This is a genomic window from Cellulomonas humilata (assembly GCF_013359775.1).
In the GTDB taxonomy this organism is placed as follows: domain Bacteria; phylum Actinomycetota; class Actinomycetes; order Actinomycetales; family Cellulomonadaceae; genus Cellulomonas; species Cellulomonas humilata.
In genome coordinates, this window is the sequence record NZ_JABMCI010000071.1 from 188,094 (window position 1) to 205,177 (window position 17,084).

20 protein-coding genes and 1 riboswitch are annotated in these 17,084 nt (G+C 72.9%); of the genes, 9 read left to right on the plus strand and 11 right to left on the minus strand.

The annotated features are described in order from the left end of the window. Positions 1-7: 7 nt before the first annotated feature. The 6 genes from HP550_RS21105 to HP550_RS21130 are packed head-to-tail and all read right to left on the minus strand — an operon-like array spanning position 8 to position 5,767. Positions 8-772 (minus strand): amino acid ABC transporter ATP-binding protein, encoded by a 765-nt coding sequence (locus HP550_RS21105; protein ID WP_281362272.1) that lies wholly within the window; start codon positions 770-772, stop codon positions 8-10. Next, positions 769-1,812 carry an amino acid ABC transporter permease gene (locus HP550_RS21110; RefSeq protein WP_175349646.1) on the minus strand — a complete coding sequence of 348 codons (1,044 nt, stop codon included), beginning with the start codon at positions 1,810-1,812 and terminating at the stop codon, positions 769-771. Before HP550_RS21110 ends, HP550_RS21105 begins: the two co-directional genes overlap by 4 nt. Further along, entirely contained in the window at positions 1,809-2,378 is a 570-nt protein-coding gene (locus tag HP550_RS21115; RefSeq protein ID WP_175349647.1) for a GNAT family N-acetyltransferase, read from the minus strand. Before HP550_RS21115 ends, HP550_RS21110 begins: the two co-directional genes overlap by 4 nt. Further along, complete coding sequence (locus HP550_RS21120) at positions 2,375-3,196, minus strand: DUF1684 domain-containing protein (RefSeq protein ID WP_175349648.1); 822 nt, start codon at positions 3,194-3,196, stop codon at positions 2,375-2,377. The genes HP550_RS21115 and HP550_RS21120 overlap by 4 nt, the downstream gene beginning before the upstream one ends. Positions 3,197-3,233: 37 nt before the next feature. Continuing rightward, entirely contained in the window at positions 3,234-4,613 is a 1,380-nt protein-coding gene (locus HP550_RS21125) for an NtaA/DmoA family FMN-dependent monooxygenase (protein ID WP_175349649.1), read from the minus strand. Then, positions 4,613-5,767, minus strand: a complete 1,155-nt coding sequence (locus HP550_RS21130; RefSeq protein WP_175349650.1) for an LLM class flavin-dependent oxidoreductase — start codon at positions 5,765-5,767, stop codon at positions 4,613-4,615. The genes HP550_RS21125 and HP550_RS21130 overlap by 1 nt, the downstream gene beginning before the upstream one ends. A gap of 253 nt (positions 5,768-6,020) precedes the next feature. Further along, a riboswitch (SAM riboswitch) is annotated at positions 6,021-6,141 on the minus strand. A 129-nt stretch (positions 6,142-6,270) separates the two neighbouring features. On the opposite strand from HP550_RS21130, the gene HP550_RS21135 reads away from it, so the two are divergent. The 4 genes from HP550_RS21135 to HP550_RS21150 all read left to right on the plus strand — a co-directional run bounded on the left by HP550_RS21135 (position 6,271) and on the right by HP550_RS21150 (position 9,950). After that, a complete protein-coding gene (locus HP550_RS21135) occupies positions 6,271-6,762 on the plus strand; it encodes a GNAT family N-acetyltransferase (RefSeq protein WP_175349651.1) in 492 nt (163 codons plus the stop codon). Positions 6,763-7,148: 386 nt separating this feature from the next. Then, complete coding sequence (locus tag HP550_RS21140) at positions 7,149-8,273, plus strand: ABC transporter substrate-binding protein (RefSeq protein WP_175349652.1); 1,125 nt, start codon at positions 7,149-7,151, stop codon at positions 8,271-8,273. 62 nt (positions 8,274-8,335) lie between these two features. Next, positions 8,336-9,061: an ABC transporter ATP-binding protein gene (locus tag HP550_RS21145; protein ID WP_210768395.1), complete on the plus strand. Its 726-nt coding sequence runs from the start codon at positions 8,336-8,338 to the stop codon at positions 9,059-9,061. Continuing rightward, the gene (locus tag HP550_RS21150) at positions 9,051-9,950 is read left to right on the plus strand and encodes an ABC transporter permease (protein WP_175349654.1); all 900 of its coding nucleotides are present in this window, start codon (positions 9,051-9,053) and stop codon (positions 9,948-9,950) included. The genes HP550_RS21145 and HP550_RS21150 overlap by 11 nt, the downstream gene beginning before the upstream one ends. On the opposite strand, the gene HP550_RS21155 is transcribed toward HP550_RS21150, so the two are convergent. The 5 genes from HP550_RS21155 to HP550_RS21175 all read right to left on the minus strand — a co-directional run bounded on the left by HP550_RS21155 (position 9,951) and on the right by HP550_RS21175 (position 12,837). Continuing rightward, a complete protein-coding gene (locus tag HP550_RS21155) occupies positions 9,951-11,084 on the minus strand; it encodes an alpha/beta hydrolase (RefSeq protein WP_175349655.1) in 1,134 nt (377 codons plus the stop codon). A 59-nt stretch (positions 11,085-11,143) separates the two neighbouring features. Continuing rightward, positions 11,144-11,332, minus strand: coding sequence for a hypothetical protein (locus tag HP550_RS21160; protein WP_175349656.1), 189 nt, complete (start codon positions 11,330-11,332; stop codon positions 11,144-11,146). 19 nt (positions 11,333-11,351) lie between these two features. Next, positions 11,352-11,534 carry a hypothetical protein gene (locus HP550_RS21165; protein ID WP_175349657.1) on the minus strand — a complete coding sequence of 61 codons (183 nt, stop codon included), beginning with the start codon at positions 11,532-11,534 and terminating at the stop codon, positions 11,352-11,354. Between the two features lie 39 nt (positions 11,535-11,573). Then, positions 11,574-12,374 carry an SDR family oxidoreductase gene (locus tag HP550_RS21170; protein WP_175349789.1) on the minus strand — a complete coding sequence of 267 codons (801 nt, stop codon included), beginning with the start codon at positions 12,372-12,374 and terminating at the stop codon, positions 11,574-11,576. A 199-nt stretch (positions 12,375-12,573) separates the two neighbouring features. Beyond that, positions 12,574-12,837, minus strand: a complete 264-nt coding sequence (locus HP550_RS21175) for a GlsB/YeaQ/YmgE family stress response membrane protein (protein WP_146845046.1) — start codon at positions 12,835-12,837, stop codon at positions 12,574-12,576. 96 nt (positions 12,838-12,933) lie between these two features. Here HP550_RS21175 and HP550_RS21180 point away from each other — a divergent pair, with 96 nt between their 5' ends. From HP550_RS21180 to HP550_RS21200, 5 genes are all read left to right on the plus strand, one after another. After that, a complete protein-coding gene (locus HP550_RS21180) occupies positions 12,934-13,662 on the plus strand; it encodes a DUF72 domain-containing protein (RefSeq protein ID WP_175349658.1) in 729 nt (242 codons plus the stop codon). A gap of 84 nt (positions 13,663-13,746) precedes the next feature. Next, on the plus strand, positions 13,747-13,887 hold the full coding sequence (locus tag HP550_RS21185; protein ID WP_175349659.1) for a hypothetical protein: 141 nt from the start codon (positions 13,747-13,749) through the stop codon (positions 13,885-13,887). Positions 13,888-13,979: 92 nt separating this feature from the next. Beyond that, positions 13,980-14,795 (plus strand): class I SAM-dependent methyltransferase, encoded by an 816-nt coding sequence (locus tag HP550_RS21190; RefSeq protein ID WP_175349660.1) that lies wholly within the window; start codon positions 13,980-13,982, stop codon positions 14,793-14,795. Positions 14,796-14,856: 61 nt separating this feature from the next. Beyond that, positions 14,857-15,777, plus strand: coding sequence for a S1C family serine protease (locus HP550_RS21195; protein ID WP_175349661.1), 921 nt, complete (start codon positions 14,857-14,859; stop codon positions 15,775-15,777). Between the two features lie 31 nt (positions 15,778-15,808). Further along, positions 15,809-17,053 (plus strand): YibE/F family protein, encoded by a 1,245-nt coding sequence (locus tag HP550_RS21200; RefSeq protein WP_343048310.1) that lies wholly within the window; start codon positions 15,809-15,811, stop codon positions 17,051-17,053. Positions 17,054-17,084: the final 31 nt, after the last annotated feature.

Sequence of the window (17,084 nt, forward strand, 5' to 3'; positions counted from 1 at the left end):
GGGGTGGTCAGAGGACCTTGTCGAGGAACGCCTTGGTGCGGGCGTGCCGGGGGTGGTCGAGCACCTGCTGCGGCGGTCCCTGCTCGACGATCCGGCCGCCGTCCATGAACACGACGGTGTCCGCGAGCTCACGGGCGAACCCGATCTCGTGAGTGACGACGACGAGCGTGGTGCCGCTGTGCGCGAGCGTCTTGATGACGTCGAGCACCTCGCCCACGAGCTCGGGATCGAGCGCGGAGGTCGGCTCGTCGAACAGGAGGACCTCCGGCTTGGTGGCCAGCGCCCGCGCGATCGCGACGCGCTGCTGCTGCCCGCCGGACAGCTGCCGGGGACGCGCGTCGGCCTTGTCGGACAGCCCGACGCGCTCCAGCAACACGCGCGTCTCGGCCTCGACCTCGCGCCGCGGACGGCCCTGGGCGTGCACCGGCGCCTCGACCAGGTTCTCCAGCACGGTGAGGTGCGGGAACAGGTTGAAGCTCTGGAACACGAAGCCGATGCGGGTGCGCTGGCGCAGGACATCCTTCTCACGCAGCTCGCGCAGGGTGTCGCCACGACGCTCGTAGCCGACGACCTCGCCGCCGACCGCCACGAACCCGCTGTCCACGCGCTCGAGGTGGTTGATGACCCGCAGCAGCGTCGACTTGCCGGAGCCTGAGGGACCGATGACGACGGTCACCTCGCCCGGCTGCACCACCAGGTCGATGCCGGAGAGGACCTCGAGGGTGCCGTAGCTCTTGTGCACGCCGTGCACCTCGACCAGCCCGGCGGTCATCGGTCGGCCCCCGTCCGGAACAGGTGGCCGGCCCGCGGGGCGTAGGCGGGTGGGACGTGCGCGGGCAGCTCGCGGCCGGTCAGGCGGCTGGTCGTGGCCAGCACGGTCCAGCGCAGCCGCTGGATCGGCGTCGGGGGCAGCGTGCGCAGGGCGCCCTTGGCGTAGTTCCGCTCCAGGTAGTACTGCGCCACCGTGAGCACGGTGGTCACGACGAGGTACCAGACCGCGGCCACCATGAGCAGCGGGACGACCTTGAGGTTGCGGCCGTAGATCACGCCGACCGTGTAGAACAGCTCGCCGTAGGCCAGCACGTAGACCACCGACGTGCCCTTGACCAGGCCGATGATCTCGTTGATCGACGTCGGCACGATGGTCCGCATGGCCTGCGGGAGCACGATCCGCAGCTGCTGACGGGCCCGCGGGATGCCGAGCGCGGCGGCCGCCTCGTGCTGGCCCTGGTCCACGCCGAGGATGCCTGCGCGGACGATCTCGGCCGAGTACGCCGCCTGCGACAGCCCGAGCCCGAGCACCGCGGCACCGAACTTGCCGACGATCGACAGGGTATCCACCTCGGTGAACGCGGGCCCGAACGGGATGCCGAACGAGAGCACCGGGTAGAGGTAGGCCAGGTTGTACCAGAGCAGCAGCTGGAGGATCAGCGGCACCGACCGGAACACCCAGGTGTACCCCCACGCCACGGAGCGCAGCAGGGGCGACCGCGACAGCCGCATCAGGGCGAGCACCGTGCCCAGCCCGAACCCGATGAGCGCGGCGACGAACGTCAGCCGCAGCGTCCCCCACAACCCGGTGAGCACGGACGGCCACGTCAGGTACTGCGCGACCACGGACCACTGCCACCGGTCGTTGGTGACCAGCGAGCTGACCACCATGGCCAGCAGCACCGCCACGACCGCGGTGGCCACCCAGCGGCCGGGGTGCCGTGCGGGGACCACGCGCAGCCCGGCGAGCGTCGAGGCCTCGCGGGCGGGCAGCACGGGCGGAGGCGCGAGCAGCCGGGACTCGTCCTGGAAGACGCTCACGGGGCCACCTCCAGCCACTTCTCGAACGGCAGCGGGCCGGTCGCCTCGGCCGCCGGGTCGAACAGGGGCGTGTAGCCCGTGCGCAGGTAGAGACCCACGGCCTCCGGCTGGCGGGGACCGGTGGTCAGGTAGAGGCGCGGGTAGCCCAGGGTGGCGGCGCGCTGCTCGAGCTCGACGACGACGCGCGACGCGAGGCCGCGGCGGCGGTGCGCGTGGTGCGTCCAGATCCGCTTGAGCTCCGCGGTGGGGACGGTCGGCACACCTGCCTCGTCGCGACCGTCGGAGCGCGGGCGACGGTCGGCGTCGCCCAGCTCGGGCTCGACGCGGCGCCGGAACGCCCCGCCCGCCACCGGCACGCCGTCCTCGAGCAGCAGGACGAGACCGCCGTCGGGGTCCGCAAACTCGTGCGCCGGGTAGTGCTCCATCTCCGCGCGGATCTCGTCGACGGCGAGGATGCCCTGGTACCGGGTCGCGTACTCGTACGCCAGCTCGTCCAGCAGCGGGCGCACCAGCGGGTCGGACAGAGCCGTCCAACGCACCGTGAGCGTGGGATTCGGGGCGGTCACGAGACGCCGCCGCGGGGGTCGCGCTCGCCGGCCCGCACCGCGAACGGCAGATGGTTGCCCTGCACCGGCGCGGGGCACGTGCCGAAGTCGCTGAACGCGTACGGGAGGTTGATCGTGCGGTTGAGGTCGATGCGGAGCGTGTCCGCCGACGGATCCACGTCCACGCTCAGGACGCGCCACGGCGCCAGACCCTCGGCCTCGTCGGTGAACAGGACGCCGGCCGAGCCGGGTGCGTGGCCGGCGGTGAGGCGCAGGGTGTGCACGACGCCCTCGCGCTCGACGTCGATCTCGCCCACCAGCCGCACGTGGTGCACGAGCCCGTGCTGCGCGGCACCGACCGTCACCTCGACGGGCTTGTCGTACCAGCGCACCGGGACGTCGAGCACCCAGGCCGGGTCGTACGGGAAGGTCGGCAGGCCGACGAAGTCCACCCGGGAGGCGGCCCGCGGGTCACGAGTCCGCAGGTGCAGCCGGCCGGTGCGGCGGACCAGCTCGACCACGACCCGGTCCTCGTCGGTCCGACCCTCCGGCACGAACGTCGCGACCAGCGCCGACAGGCCCTCGCCGACCGTGCGTCGCCAGGTGCCGTCGAGCGGCTCCCGCGTCTCCGGGTCGGTGAGGCCGGCGCCCGCCCGGACGAACACATCGGCGCCGTCGGTCCACCACTGACCGGGCAGGCCTGGGACGGTCGACGGGGTGGCGGTCAGGGCGTGCAGCCCCACCAGGCTGAGCCAGCCGTGCGGCCTCCGCAGGAAGGTCTCCCGTTCCGTGCGCCACCGCAGCAGGTCGGTGGTCGGGTCCGTGGTGAGCGTGCTCATCGGGTGCTCCTCTCGAGCGGCGGTGCGGTGGTGGGGGTCAGCCGACGAGTGCGCGGTCGGCGATGGAGCGGGTGGCGCGGGGCGCCGGGCGGGTGAGTCCGAGGTGGTCGCGCAGGGTGGTGCCCGCGTAGTCGGTGCGGAACGAGCCGCGCTCCTGGAGCAGCGGCACCACCTGGTCGAGCACGTCGTCCAGGCCGCCGGGGGTCAGGTGCGGCACGAGGATGAAGCCGTCCGACGCGTCCTCCTGGACGTGTCGGTCGATCGCGTCCGCCACCTGGGTGGCGGTGCCGACGAAGCCGCCGCGCGACGTCACCTCGATGACGAGCCGGCGGATCGACCACCCGTTCGCGTCGGCCAGCTCGCGCCACGCAGCCGCGATCGTGCGGGGGTCCTTCACGTGCCGCACCCGGCCGCGCGTGATGTCGAGGTTCTCCACATCCGGCTCGATCCGGGGCAACGGTCCCTCCGGGTCGTGGTCGGTGAGGTCACGTCCCCACACCTGCTCGAGGAACGCGATGGCCGTCGGCCCCGGCACCTGCTGCAACCGGATCTGGCGGGACCGCTCGGCGGCCTCCTGGGCGCTGTCGCCGAGCACGACGGTCGTCGCCGGCAGGATCAGCAGCTCCTCCGAGCCGCGACCGTGCGCCTCGAGGCGCCCCTTGACGTCGGTGAAGAACGCCTGACCCGCCTCGAACGTGGAGTGTGCGGAGAACACCACGTCCGCGGTGGCCGCCGCGAAGTCGCGCCCGTCGGCGGAGTCGCCCGCCTGGAACAGCACGGGATGCCCCTGCGGGCCGCGCGGGGTGGTGAACTCGCCTCGCACCTGGAAGTGCTTGCCCTCGTGGCGCACCTCGTGCACCGAACCGGGTCGGACGAACTGCCCGGAGCCGGCGTGTGCGATCACCGCGTCGTCGTCCCACGAGTCCCACAGCTTCCGGGCGACCGCGACCAGCTCGGCCGCTCGCTCGTACCGCTCCTCGTACGGCAGGAACCCTCCGCGACGGAAGTTCTCGCCCGTGAAGGCATCGCTGCTGGTCACCAGGTTCCACGCCGCACGGCCGCCGCTGAGGAGGTCGAGCGTCGCGAACTGGCGGGCCAGCTCCCACGGCTCGTTGAACGTCGTGTTGATCGTCCCGGCGAGCCCCAGGCGGTCGGTAACCGCGGCGAGCGCCGCCAGCACGGGCAGCGTGTCGGGCCGGCCGACCACGTCCAGGTCGTGGATCTGACCCTTGTGCTCGCGCAGGCGCAGCCCCTCGGCGAGGAAGAAGAAGTCCAGCTTGGCCGCCTCGGCGCGCCGGGCGAGGCGCTCGAACGACGCGAAGTCGATCTGGCTGCCGGACCGCGGGTCGCTCCACACGGTGGTGTTGTTGACGCCCGGGAAGTGGACGCCGAGGTGGATCTGCTTGCGCGGCGCCATCAGGCGATCGCCGCGTAGCGGTTGGCCGGGTGGGCAAGGCCCAGCTGGTCCCGCAGGGTCGGGCCCGCGTAGCGATCGCGGAACGCCCGGGCGTCGCGCAGGAGCGGCACGACGCCGTCGGCCAGCACGTCGAGGTCGGTGTGCAGCGACGCCGGCCGCACGACGAAGCCGTCCGCGGCGCCGACCGCCGACCAGTCGAGGAACGTCTCGGCGAGCTCCGGAGCCGTGCCGACGTGCGTGAGCGAGCCGGTGTCCCACTCGACGCCCTCGAGCTCCGTGAGCAGGTCGAGGCGGGCGCGGGCGCTCGCCCGGTCCGGGCCGATGACCACGAACGCGTCGACGAGCACGCGCAGGTCGCCCGGCTCCCGACCCGCCGCAGCCGCCGCTGCCCGCAGCCGGAGCCGCAGGTCGAGGGCCTCGTCGCGGTCGGTCGCGCTGATCCGGACCACGTCGGCGTGCCGCGCCGCCAGGCCGAACGAGGCGTCCGAGCCCACCCGCACGACGATCGGCGGCTGACCCTGCGGCGGCCGCGGTGTGATCGACGGCCCCTTCACGGCGAAGTGCACGCCGTCGTGCTCGACGTAGTGCAGCTTGGCCCGGTCGACGAAGCGGTGCGTGGCCTGGTCGCGGATCTCGGCGTCGTCCTCCCAGCTGTCCCAGAGCGCGGTCACCACCTCGACGGCCTCCTCGGCCTCGGCGACCGCGTCGGCCTCGGTGGGCGCCGGGCCGCGGCCGACGTGCGCCGCGTCCTGCTCGTCCGTGGTCCAGCTGACCTGCCAGGCCGCCCGACCGCCGCTGACGTGGTCGATCGTCGCGATCGCCTTGGACACGTGGAACGGCTCGGTGTGCGTCGTGGCGACGGTCGGGACCAGGCCGATCCCCCGCGAACGCGGCGCCAGTCGTGCGGCGACGAGCGCGGCGTCGAGCCGACCGCGCAGCGTGGTGGACCGGGACGGCTGGAGCGAGAACGAGTCGTCGAGCACGACGAGGTCGAGGGTGCCGCGCTGGGCGACCTCGACGAGGTGCTGGAGGCGCTCGGCGTCGAACAGGCGCTGCCCCTGCGAGCCGTGGGTCCGCCAGGCGGCGGGGTGCGCGCCGGCGTCGCTCAGGTCGACGCCGAGGTGGAGCTGGCGGGGGGTCGTCGGAAAGGCCATGGGGAAGGTTCCGTTCTCGGTCGTGAGGGCGCGCCCCGGCGCACGACGATGCGGCGCACGGGGGTGCAGGCGTAGGTGCAGAGCGGCGCGGGAACCCGCGGCTCGGTCGCTCAGGTGCCGGTCGGGGCCGGCCAGGCGGGAGGTGTCGTCAGCGACAACAGGCGCCGGGACAGCACGGGCGCAGGATCCAGAGAGCCGTCGTCGGCCGTCCGTCCGAGCTCATCGTGCGTCCCTTCGTACCCGCCTGGCGGGCGCTGCGTCGTTGTCGGGCACGAGCCGATCGCTCGTGCAGGACCAGGTCGTCACCCGGGGCACCCCACACGCAGGAGGGTTGCCACCCAGCGAGCCGGGGCTTGTCGCTGGAATTCATGACCTAACAGGTCGGGAAAGTAGGCATAAGACGAAGGCGTGTCAACGATCCGCGCCGAAAGTCCAGATGGTGGGATGGATTCGTCCAGTGCGACGATGGGCATCCTGACGGGAACGAGGAAGGACGCGCGCGGATGGGTTCGACGACCACCGACGTCACGATCGACACCGACGACCCGACCCGCCCGGACGTCCTCGCCCTGCTCGGGGAGCATCTCGCGGACATGCATGCCACCTCGCCGGCCGAGTCGGTGCACGCCCTCGACCCGACGGCGCTCGCGGCCCCCGGCATCACCTTCTGGACCGCCCGCGCGGCCGACGGCACCCTGCTCGGCTGCGCGGCCCTCAAGCAGCTCGGACCCACGGATGGCGAGCTCAAGTCCATGCGGTCCGCCACCGCGGCGCGCGGCCGAGGCGTCGGTTCGGCGCTGCTCGCGCACGTCCTGGACGCGGCGGCGGAGCGCGGCCTGCGGACCGTGCACCTCGAGACCGGGACGCAGGAGTACTTCGCACCCGCGCGCCGTCTCTATGAACGCGCCGGGTTCGTCGCCTGCCCGCCGTTCGCCGACTACGCGCTCGACCCGCACAGCGCGTTCTACCGGCTCACGCTCGACGGGCATCGCTGAAACGTCTCGTATTCCGACCTGCCGTGTCCAGAATAAGAGACGGCCCTGTTCCCACGGCCGCGAGGCGGTCATTCTCGTCCCATGCAGACCCGCCGCGCCGCCTCGACGTGCTGTCACGTCGTCATGGCTTCCGCGCGCCCCTGCTGTCCGCGGAACGTCTGAACGCGGCCCCCGTCCTCGGCCGAGCGTTCGACGCCCGGCCCCGTCGATGTGCGACGGCCCACGGCGTGACGCGCGTGCCACCACCCCCGTCCCCCGCGGAGGAAACGCCCTCATGGCGTCCACCCAGATCTTTGTCGCCCGGCCCTCGCGGACCGAGCCGGCGCCGCGATGTCGTCCATGACGACCGCCCGCCCCGCACCCTCCGCGACCCCCAAGGACCTGACATGACCGCCCGTCCCGCACGCCGCACCGCCTCCGCCCTCCGCGTCCTGCTCGCCGCCGGACTCGCCGCCTCGCTGGCAGCCTGCTCCTCGTCCGCGGCCGACGACACGACCGCCGACGCCGGCACCGACCCGTCCGCCGCTCCGACCGCCGGCGCCGAGGCTCCCGAGCTGCGGCTCGGCTACTTCGCCAACCTCACGCACGCCGTGGCCCTCGTGGGCGTCGACGACGGCACCTACCAGGAGGCCCTCGGCGACACGACGCTCACCACCTCGATCTTCAACGCCGGCCCGGCCGCAGTCGAGGCGCTCTTCGGTGGGGCCATCGACGCCACGTTCATCGGTCCGAACCCGGCCATCAACGCGTTCGCGAAGTCGAACGGCGAGGCGATCCGGATCGTCTCCGGTGCCACGTCGGGCGGTGCGCAGCTGGTGGTCCGCGACGGCATCGACTCCGCCGACGACCTCGTCGGCACCACCCTCGCCACGCCCCAGCTGGGCAACACCCAGGACGTCGCGCTGCGCGCCTGGCTCGCCGACGAGGGCCTGAAGACCTCGCTCACCGGCGGCGAGAGCGACGTGACGATCGCGCCGCAGGAGAACTCGCAGACGCTCGACCTGTTCAAGGCTGGCCAGCTGGACGGCGCGTGGCTGCCCGAGCCGTGGGCGTCCCGCCTCGTCGTCGACGCCGGCGCGCACGTCCTGCTGGACGAGAAGGACCTGTGGCCCGACGGCGACTTCGTCACCACGCACCTGATCGTCGCCACCGAGTACCTCTCGAAGTACCCCGGCACCGTGAAGAAGCTGCTCGAGGCCGAGTACGCGACGTCGGAGTGGATCGCGGCGAACCCCGACGAGGCCAAGACACTGTCGAACACGGTCATCGAGAAGCTGAGCGGCAAGCCGCTGTCGGCCGAGGTGCTGGACCGCGCCTGGGGGAACCTGCGGATCACGCTCGACCCGATCGCCTCGAGCCTGCAGACCTCGGCCGACCATGCGGTGGCCGCAGGGACGTCCGACGAGACCGACCTCCAGGGGATCTACGACCTGACCCTGCTCAACGAGGTGCTCGCGGAGAACGACCAGGAGCCGGTCGACGACGGCGGCCTCGGGGCGGCGGGCAAGTGACGAGCACCGTGACGGCGGTCGGCGGCCAGGGCACCACTGCCCCGGCCGCCGTCGCGGCGCGCCTGAGGGGCGTCACGCAGCACTTCGGCGAGGCGTCGCGACCCCCCGTCCTCGACCGCATCGACCTGACCGTCGCGCCCGGCGAGTTCGTCTGCCTGCTCGGCGCGTCCGGCTGCGGCAAGTCGACGCTGCTCTCCCTGGTTGCCGGCTTGGACAAGCCCGTCTCCGGCACCGTCGAGGTGCCCGGCGGGCGGCCCGCGCTGATGTTCCAGGAGCCGGCCCTCTACCCGTGGCTGACCGCCGCGGGGAACGTCGAGCTGGCCCTGCGCCTGCGCGGCATCCCCCGCGCGGAGCGGCGCGAGGAGGCCCAGCGGCTGCTGTCTCTCGTCCGGCTCGACGGAGCCGGCCCCAAGCGGGTGCACGAGCTGTCCGGCGGGATGCGGCAGCGCGTCGCACTGGCGCGGGCGCTCGCGCAGGAGGGCGACCTGCTCCTCATGGACGAGCCGTTCGCGGCACTCGACGCCATCACCCGCGACGTGCTGCACGAGGAGCTCACCCGCATCTGGCGAGAGACGGGTCGTGCGGTCATCTTCGTCACGCACAACGTCCGCGAGGCGGTCCGGCTCGGGCAGCGGGTCGTCCTGCTCTCGTCGCGTCCGGGACGCGTCGCCCGCGAGTGGTCGGTGGACATCCCCCAGCCGCGCCGCATCGAAGACCCCGACGTGTCCCGGCTCAGCGCCGAGATCACCGAGGACCTGCGACAGGAGATCGCCCGCCATGGCCACTGAGACGACGGCACCCCCCACCCGCAGGACGACCGACGACGACCTCGCCGCCGGGCTCGACGCGCTCGAGACCCCGATCGAGACGGTCCACACCTCCGCGTGGGCAGCCGCGTGGCGGGCGATCTGGCCGGTGCTCGCCGCGCTCGGCGCGATCCTCGTCGTCTGGCAGGTGGCCTACCAGCTCGAGCTCAAGCCCCCGTACGCGCTGCCCAGCCCCGCGGACACGTGGCAGACGCTCCTCGGCACGATCCAGGACGGGTCCGCGTGGCGTGCGGTCACCCTGAGCGTCCAGCGGGCGGCGGTCGGCTTCGCGATGTCGGTCGTCGTCGGCGTGGCGATCGGGGTGTCGCTGGCCGCCTCCCCGCTGCTGCGCCGCGCGTTCGGCCCGATCATCACCGGACTCCAGTCGCTCCCGTCGGTGGCCTGGGTGCCGGCCGCGATCATCTGGTTCCAGCTCACCGACGCGACCATGTACGCGGTCATCCTGCTCGGCGCCGTCCCGTCGATCGTCAACGGGCTGCTCGCCGGCACCGACCAGGTGCCGCCGCTGTACCTGCGCGTCGGCCAGGTGCTCGGCGCCACCGGCTGGACGCGGATCCGCTTCGTGCTCCTGCCGGCCGCGCTGCCCGGGTTCCTCGGGGGGCTCAAGCAGGGCTGGGCCTTCGCGTGGCGCTCCCTGATGGCCGCCGAGCTCATCGTGCAGACCGGCCTGGGCACCGGGCTGGGTCAGATCCTCGACCTCGGCCGGGTGACCAGCGACATGTCCTTGGTCATCGCCTCGATCGGGCTCATCTTCCTGGTCGGCATCGTCATCGAGCTCGTGGTCTTCGCGCCGCTCGAACGGCACGTGCTGCACTCCCGCGGCCTCACCGGTCAGGCGTCATCGCGCTAGTCAGCCGTCCGCGCGGCTCGGGAAGCACATGTCGCACCAGTGGTAGCCGGCGGGTCGGGCGCCCACCGGCCACCGGTTGCGGGCGGCGATCTTGGACACCCACGCGCACGGGTGGTCCAGCGAGTGGGTCTCGCGGGTGCGGCGGTTGGCCAGCAGCCGCTCGCTGTCGGACGACACCGTCACGCCGCACTCCGGGTGGCTGCCCAGCCGGTGGAAGCCGCCGAGGAAGCCGCCGGCGAAGAACTCCTGCTCCGGCGTGAGGTCGAGGTCGGGGGGCACCAGGGACGACGGCACCTCGACGGCGAGGTTCGTCGCGAGCTCCGGCGGGAGGTAGCGGGCGAAGAACATGGTCACCAGGTCCGCCGTCGCGGCGGCGATCTCCGAGCACGAGCCGCTCCCCGGACGGCACGGGAGGTCGATCTGGGCGCTCAGGTAGTCCCAGTGCTCGCCCTCGTCGAACACGACCCGGTGCCGCGGCCGGTGCATCGCCTGCCACTGCGCCTCCGTCAGCTGGCTGAACAGGTCGAAGCTGAGGCCCCACATCAGCAGCGTCGGCAGGTCGAGCAACGGCAGCGGGAACGGCTCGGCCCCGAACCAGTCCTGCCACCCGCCGCTCAGCCCGGCGTAGGCGCTCACCGGGCGGCCGACCGCGAAGCGGGCACCCAGCATCGCTCCGAAGCTGTGCCCGATGACGCCGGTGGCCGGCGGCGGCAGGAGCACGTCAGCGTGCTCCCACCCGGAGCGTGCCCAGGTCAGCACCGCGTCGAGCGTCGCCTCGTCCGGGTGCCCCGGCACGGACGGGTTGTTGCCGCCCGCGTTGCCCGCCAGCCGCGGCACGACGACCACGTAGCCGCTGCGCGCCAGGAACGCCGGGATGAGGAACCAGCGCAGGTAGTGGTCGGTGTCCTGCTGGCAGTGCCCGTGCGCGAACAGGATCAGCGGGTACCGGCCGCACCCCTCGAGCAGCGGCGCCGACTCGACCGCGCCGTCGAGGCTCGGGAAGAAGATCCGCAGGTCCACCGGCGCACCGTCCGCGGGCCCGAGCGAGCGGACTCCCCAGAACACGGGCGCGAGCGCCTGAGGCTGCCACCCGATCGGGCAGCTGGCCGGCGGTGGCACGGGACTGTCGACCACCCGCTCAGTGTCCTGCCACGGCAGAGCCGAGCGGAAGGGCGGCCTCCGACGCGCAGACGTCAGTCGGGCGGCTCGATCGAACCGAGGTCGCCGGGGGCGATGCTGTCGGGGGTGTCCCGCGGTGCCTGGATGTCGGGCGTCTCGGGCACGTCCGGGGGCATCGGGTCGTCGACCGGGTCATCGCTCGGCACGTCAGTGAAGTTCGGCTCGTCCGGCACCTGGCCGGGGTCGGGGATCGGGTTGCTCATCGCACACACCTCCAGCTGGTCAGGACAAGATCGAACGGGCCCGACGGGCCGTCCCCTCGATCACGTGCAGGCCCCGCGAGCCGAAGGTGGGGCCGTTCTGCTCGAGGCGCTCCGCGAACCGACGTGCCAGTGACGCGATCACCGGCAGCAGGATGGCGGCGACGAGGAAGAGACGGACGCGCTTGAACAGGAATGCCCACATGGTGACCTCCGGTCATCGGGGTGGAGTGCGGACCGTGCCTCAGAAGACGGGCTTGCCGCCCGTGACACCGAGGACGGTCCCGGACACGTACGACGCGGTCGAGTCGGCGGCGAGGAACACGAACGCAGGCGCGACCTCGGCGGGCTGGCCGGCACGCCCCAGCGGGGCGTCCGCCCCGAACTTCTCGATCTTCTCCGGAAACTGGGTCGCCGGCTGCAGCGGGGTCCAGATCGGGCCTGGCGCCACCGCGTTCACCCGGATCCCGCGCGAGCCCACCTCGGCAGCCAGGTTGACCGTGAAGTTGTTGATCGCGGCCTTCGTCGACGCGTAGTCCAGCAGCGTCTCCGACGGCTGGTAGGCCTGGATGGAGGAGTTGTTGAGGATCACGCCGCCCTCCCCCAGGTGCTCCAGCGCGGTCTGGGTGACCCAGAACAGCGCGTAGAGGTTCGTCTTGAACGTGCGGTCCAGGTCGTCCGAGGTGATGTCGGCGATCGACTCCCGCCGCGCCATCTGGAACCCCGCGTTGTTCACCAGGATGTCGAGACCACCGAGCCCGGCCACCGCCGTCGCGACGGCCCCCCGCGCGGACGCCTCGTCGGTCAGGTCCGTGGGGATGAGCACGCACGTCCGGCCGGCTTGCTCGACCCACCGCTTGGTCTCGTCGGCGTCCTCCTGCTCCTGCGGCAGATGGACGACGGCGACGTCAGCACCCTCGCGGGCGTAGGCGATGGCGACCGCGCGGCCGATGCCGGAGTCGCCGCCGGTGATGAGCGCGCGGCGCCCGGTCAGCAGGCCGTGGCCTTCGTAGCTCGACTCCCCGTGGTCGGGGGTCGGGCTCATCGGTGCGGTGAGCCCTGGGGGCTCTTGCTGCTGCGCGGGGAACTGCTGGTCCTGCTGGCTCACGTCTGCTCCTGCGGGTGGCTCGCCGCGTGCGCCGGCTGCTTCGGCCACGCACCATCGTCATCCAGGGTCGGGGTGCGTGCACCCCGGGAACGCGAGAGCGGCCCGCCGGACGGCGGGCCGCTCTCGTGCGGCTGCGTCAGCGGCGACGGCCCGAGCCGGCGACGATCGCCACGCCGATCGCCGCGAGGACGACCTGGAACAGCAGCTCGATCCAGTCGATGCCGTCCGTCGTCTGCACCCCGACCAGGCCGGCCAGCCAGGTACCCAGGAGCGCTGCGACGATGCCGACGATGATGGTCACCAGGATCGAGATGTTCTGCTTGCCGCGCACGAGCAGCCGGCCGAGCACGCCGATGATGGCGCCGATGATGATCGCGGAGATGATGCCTGCGGGGGTCATGGTGAACTCCTCGGTGTGTTGGGTCGTCAGGTAGGGCGACGAGTGAATCTAGGGTCATTTCGCCCGGTACGCGCGCTGAAACGAAAGGCACCCGGCGTGAGCATCCGCATCGGCACCTCCGGCTGGTCGTACGACCACTGGGAGGACGTGCTGTACCCGCCGGGCCTGCCGTCGTGGGAGCGCTTGGGCCGCTACGTGCGGGAGTTCGACACCGTCGAGCTCAACGCCAGCTTCTACCGCTGGCCGCGGGACACGACGTTCGCCGGCTGGCGGCGTCGGCTCCCCGACGGGTTCGGGATGTCGGTGAAGGCGTCGCGCGGGCTCACCCACGCCAAGCGGCTGTACGCGCCCGAGGGCTGGTCCGAGCGCATGGCGCGCTCGTGGCACCAGCTGGGCGACCGTCGCGAGGTGCTGCTCGTGCAGCTGCGGCCCGACCACCCGCGCGACGACGCCCGGCTGGACTGGTTCCTGGGCTCGGTGCCGGACTGGGTGCGGGTGGCCGTCGAGCTGCGGCACCCGTCCTGGCAGCACGACGACGTGTTCGCCCTGCTGGAGCGGCACCACGCCGCCTCCGTCGTGATGAGCGGCGCCCACCTGCCGTGCGTGCTGCGCGCGACCGCCCGGACGGTCTACGTCCGCCTGCACGGGCCCGATCACGAGCACCTCTACGGCGGGTCCTACTCGGACGACGACCTGCGCTGGTGGGCCGACCGGGTCCGCGAGTGGTCCGCCGCAGGGCACGACGTCCTCGTCTACTTCAACAACGACGGAGGCGGGCACGCGGTGCACAATGCCCGGACGCTGCGCTGGATCCTCGGCGTCTGACCTGGGGCTACTCCTGCCACCGCGCGCCGGGGCCGGACCCGTCCTACGCTCGCCTCTCGCACACGCCGCGACGAGGAGGTCGAGATGAGCAGCGACGACAGGATCGTCCACGACACCGGTGACGACAGCCCGGTGATCCACGAGGTGGAGGTGGAGGTCGAGGAGACCGACGCCGAGAAGATCAAGGCCGACGGCATCGACGAGGAGAACGCCGAGCGCAGCTAGGCCTTCACGAGCGAGGCGTCGCGCCCTGAGGGGCTCGGCGCCTCGTTCGCGCCCGGTGGTGGGCGTGCCCCCGGGGCTGGCACGCTGGATCCATGGCGACCCCGGACGGCATCGTCGGCGTCTTCGACCGCGCCGCCGACTCGTACGAGTCCGTCGGCGTGCCGTGGGCGGGACCGATCGCGGCCCGGCTGGTCGCCGAGCTCGACCCGCGGCCCGGTGAACGGGTGCTCGACGTCGGCTGCGGCCGCGGGGCGGCTCTCGGACCCCTGGCCGACGGGGTCGGACCGAGCGGGTTCGCCCTCGGCATCGACCTCGCCCCGCGGATGGTCGAGCTCGCCGCCCGCGACCTCGCGCACCTCGCGCAGGTCGACGTGCGGATCGGCGACGCCGGGTCGCCGGACCTCCCCCGTTCGTCGTTCGACGTCGTCGCGGCGAGCCTGGTCATCTTCTTCCTGCCCGACCCGGCCGCCGCACTCGGGTCGTGGGCGGAGCTCCTGGTGAGTGGTGGACGGCTGGGCGTGACGACGCTCGGCGAGAAGGACCCCGGATGGACCGCGGTCGACCGGCTCTTCGAGCCGCACCTGCCGGCCGAGCTGGTCGCGGCACGCGCCCGTGGGCTGCGCGGCCCGTACTCCTCCGACGCCGGCATGGAACGGCTGCTCTCCACGGCGGGCCTGGCACAGGTCCGCACCGTCCCGGACCAGGTCAGCGCGGTCTTCCACGACCCCGAGCAGTTCCTGGCGTTCTCGTGGTCGCACGGCCAGCGGTCGATGTGGGAGGCCGTACCGCAGGGCGACCACGCGCGGCTGCGCGAGGAGGTGCTCGCCGAGATCGACCGGCAGCGCGACGCGGCCGGCACCGTGACGTTCGTGCAGGAGGTGCGGCACACGCTGGGCGTCCGGCCGTAAGGCGCGTACGCCCGCAGTGAACCGCGGGACTATCGCGACCGTCCCCGTCGCTGTAGCGGGGATGGACGAGGAGCCCCTGGACGCGTACTCCCGCACGGTCGTCACCGTCGCGGAGACGGTGCTGCCGAGCGTCGCCAGCCTGAGCGTGCGCACCGCGCGCGGCACGGGTGCCGGGAGCGCCAGCGTGATCACCACCGACGGGTACCTGCTCACGAGTGCCCACGTCGTCGCGGGCGCCACGGGTGCCGAGGCGGCGTTCACCGACGGGACCACCGTGCGTGCCGACGTCGTCGGGCGCGATCCGCTGTCCGACCTCGCGGTGCTGCTGACCCGCGGGGACGTGCCGGCACCCGTCGTCCTGGGCGACGCGGCGACCCTGCGGGTGGGTCAGCTGGTGATCGCGCTGGGCAACCCGCTCGGGCTGGCCGGGAGCGTCACCGCCGGGATCGTGTCTGCCCTGGGCCGGTCGCTGCCGACGGCGGCCGGCCGGGTGGTCGACGAGGTGGTGCAGACCGACGCGGCGCTCAACCCCGGCAACAGCGGCGGCGTGCTCGCCGACAGCCGCGGGCGCATGGTCGGCGTGAACACCGCGCTGGCGGGGATCGGCGTGGGCCTGGCGGTGCCCATCAACGCCACGACGCGGGAGATCATCACGACCCTGATGACCCACGGCCGGGTGCGTCGCGCGTGGCTGGGCATCGCCGGCACCCAGGTGCCGCTGCCGCCGCACCTCGTCGAGCGGCTCGGTTCACCGACCGGGCTCCAGATCTCCGGTGTCTCCCCCGGCAGCCCCGCGTCCCAGGCCGACCTGCACCGGGGCGACATCGTGGTCGAGCTCGACGGCAGCCGCGTGGTGACGGCCACCGCCGTGCAGAAGCTCATGGTCGAGGACGCGATCGACCGGCGCATCGAGGTCACGGTGTGGCGCAACGGCGCCCTGGTCGACGTGCTGGTCTTCCCGCGCGAGCTCGCGCTGCCCTGACCAGGCCGTCCGGTGCCGCACAATCGTCGGCGTGAGCGCACCTGAGCACCGGCGTCCCCGTGTCCGACCTCGCGCCACCCGCGCTCTCGCCCTGACTCTCGGGCCGCTGCTCCTGGCCGCGGTCGTCGGCATGGCGCTCACGTGGCCGCACGACACCGAACCCACCGGTCAGCGGGCAGGGCTCGTGGACGTGGACGTCGAGCACGTGACCGCCCAGGTCACCGGCACGCGCACCGAGCAGTGCGAGTCCACCGTCGAGGACCGCCTGCCCGACGGTTCGCAGCCGGATCGGGTGGAGTGCCTGCGCGTGCTCGCCACGGTGGTCTCCGGGGCGCAGTCCGGGACGGACATCGAGGGGTGGGCCACCTCGACCATCACCGCCGACGACGTGCCGGACGGGACGCGGATCGTCGTCCAGCACTACCCCGCCGCCGATGGCGCCCCGGAGGCGTGGGCCTGGTCGGACTTCGCGCGCGGCGTGCCGCTGGCCACGCTCGCCCTCGCGTTCGTCCTGGTCACCGCGCTGGTGGCGGGGTGGCGCGGGCTGCGCGCGATCGCGGGCCTGGTCATCGCCTTCGTCGTGCTCTGGCAGTACGTCCTGCCCGGGCTCATCGCCGGCGAGGACGCCGTGGTCCTCGCCCTCAGTGCGTCCGCCGTGATCATGGCGATCGTGCTCTACCTCGCCCACGGGTTCTCGCTGCGCACCAGCACCGCGCTGCTGGGCACTCTCACGGGGCTGGTCCTCGTCGGTGCGCTCGGGGCGCTGGGCGCGCACGCGGCGCACCTGTCGGGCGCAACCTCCGAGGAGGACTTCCGGCTGGCGGCCCTGCTCGGTGACAACGGCGCCTCCGCCCTGCGCGGGGTGTTCCTCTGCGGCGTTGTCCTGGCCGGCCTCGGCGTGCTCAACGACGTCACGATCACTCAGGCGTCGGCGGTCTGGGAGCTGCGCGCCGCCGACCCCGGGGCGAGCTGGCGAGGTCTGTTCACCGGGGGGATGCGGATCGGGAGGGACCACATCGCCTCGACGATCTACACCATCGCGTTCGCCTATGCGGGGGCGTCGCTGCCGGTGCTGCTCCTGCTGCAGATCTACGGCCTGCCGCTGGCCCAGACGCTCACCGGCGGGGAGTTCGCGCAGGAGATCGTGCGGACCCTGGCCGGCGCGATGGGACTGATCCTCGCGATCCCGTTCACCACCGCGATCGCCGCGCGCGTCGCCCTCGCGCAACCGGCCGACACCCTGCGCCCGGCGACCGGCCACAGCCACGTCCACTGACCACCTGTCACGTCTCGGCGCGCTGTCCGGT

Coding starts and splice junctions, on each gene's coding strand:
- HP550_RS21105 (WP_281362272.1), bottom strand. CDS start 772: ATGACCGCCGGGCTGGTCGAGGTGCACGGCGTGCACAAGAGCTACGGC.
- HP550_RS21120 (WP_175349648.1), bottom strand. CDS start 3,196: ATGAGCACGCTCACCACGGACCCGACCACCGACCTGCTGCGGTGGCGC.
- HP550_RS21125 (WP_175349649.1), bottom strand. CDS start 4,613: ATGGCGCCGCGCAAGCAGATCCACCTCGGCGTCCACTTCCCGGGCGTC.
- HP550_RS21130 (WP_175349650.1), bottom strand. CDS start 5,767: ATGGCCTTTCCGACGACCCCCCGCCAGCTCCACCTCGGCGTCGACCTG.
- HP550_RS21135 (WP_175349651.1), top strand. CDS start 6,271: ATGGGTTCGACGACCACCGACGTCACGATCGACACCGACGACCCGACC.
- HP550_RS21140 (WP_175349652.1), top strand. CDS start 7,149: ATGACCGCCCGTCCCGCACGCCGCACCGCCTCCGCCCTCCGCGTCCTG.
- HP550_RS21150 (WP_175349654.1), top strand. CDS start 9,051: ATGGCCACTGAGACGACGGCACCCCCCACCCGCAGGACGACCGACGAC.
- HP550_RS21160 (WP_175349656.1), bottom strand. CDS start 11,332: ATGAGCAACCCGATCCCCGACCCCGGCCAGGTGCCGGACGAGCCGAAC.
- HP550_RS21165 (WP_175349657.1), bottom strand. CDS start 11,534: ATGTGGGCATTCCTGTTCAAGCGCGTCCGTCTCTTCCTCGTCGCCGCC.
- HP550_RS21170 (WP_175349789.1), bottom strand. CDS start 12,374: ATGAGCCCGACCCCCGACCACGGGGAGTCGAGCTACGAAGGCCACGGC.
- HP550_RS21175 (WP_146845046.1), bottom strand. CDS start 12,837: ATGACCCCCGCAGGCATCATCTCCGCGATCATCATCGGCGCCATCATC.
- HP550_RS21185 (WP_175349659.1), top strand. CDS start 13,747: ATGAGCAGCGACGACAGGATCGTCCACGACACCGGTGACGACAGCCCG.
- HP550_RS21190 (WP_175349660.1), top strand. CDS start 13,980: ATGGCGACCCCGGACGGCATCGTCGGCGTCTTCGACCGCGCCGCCGAC.
- HP550_RS21195 (WP_175349661.1), top strand. CDS start 14,857: ATGGACGAGGAGCCCCTGGACGCGTACTCCCGCACGGTCGTCACCGTC.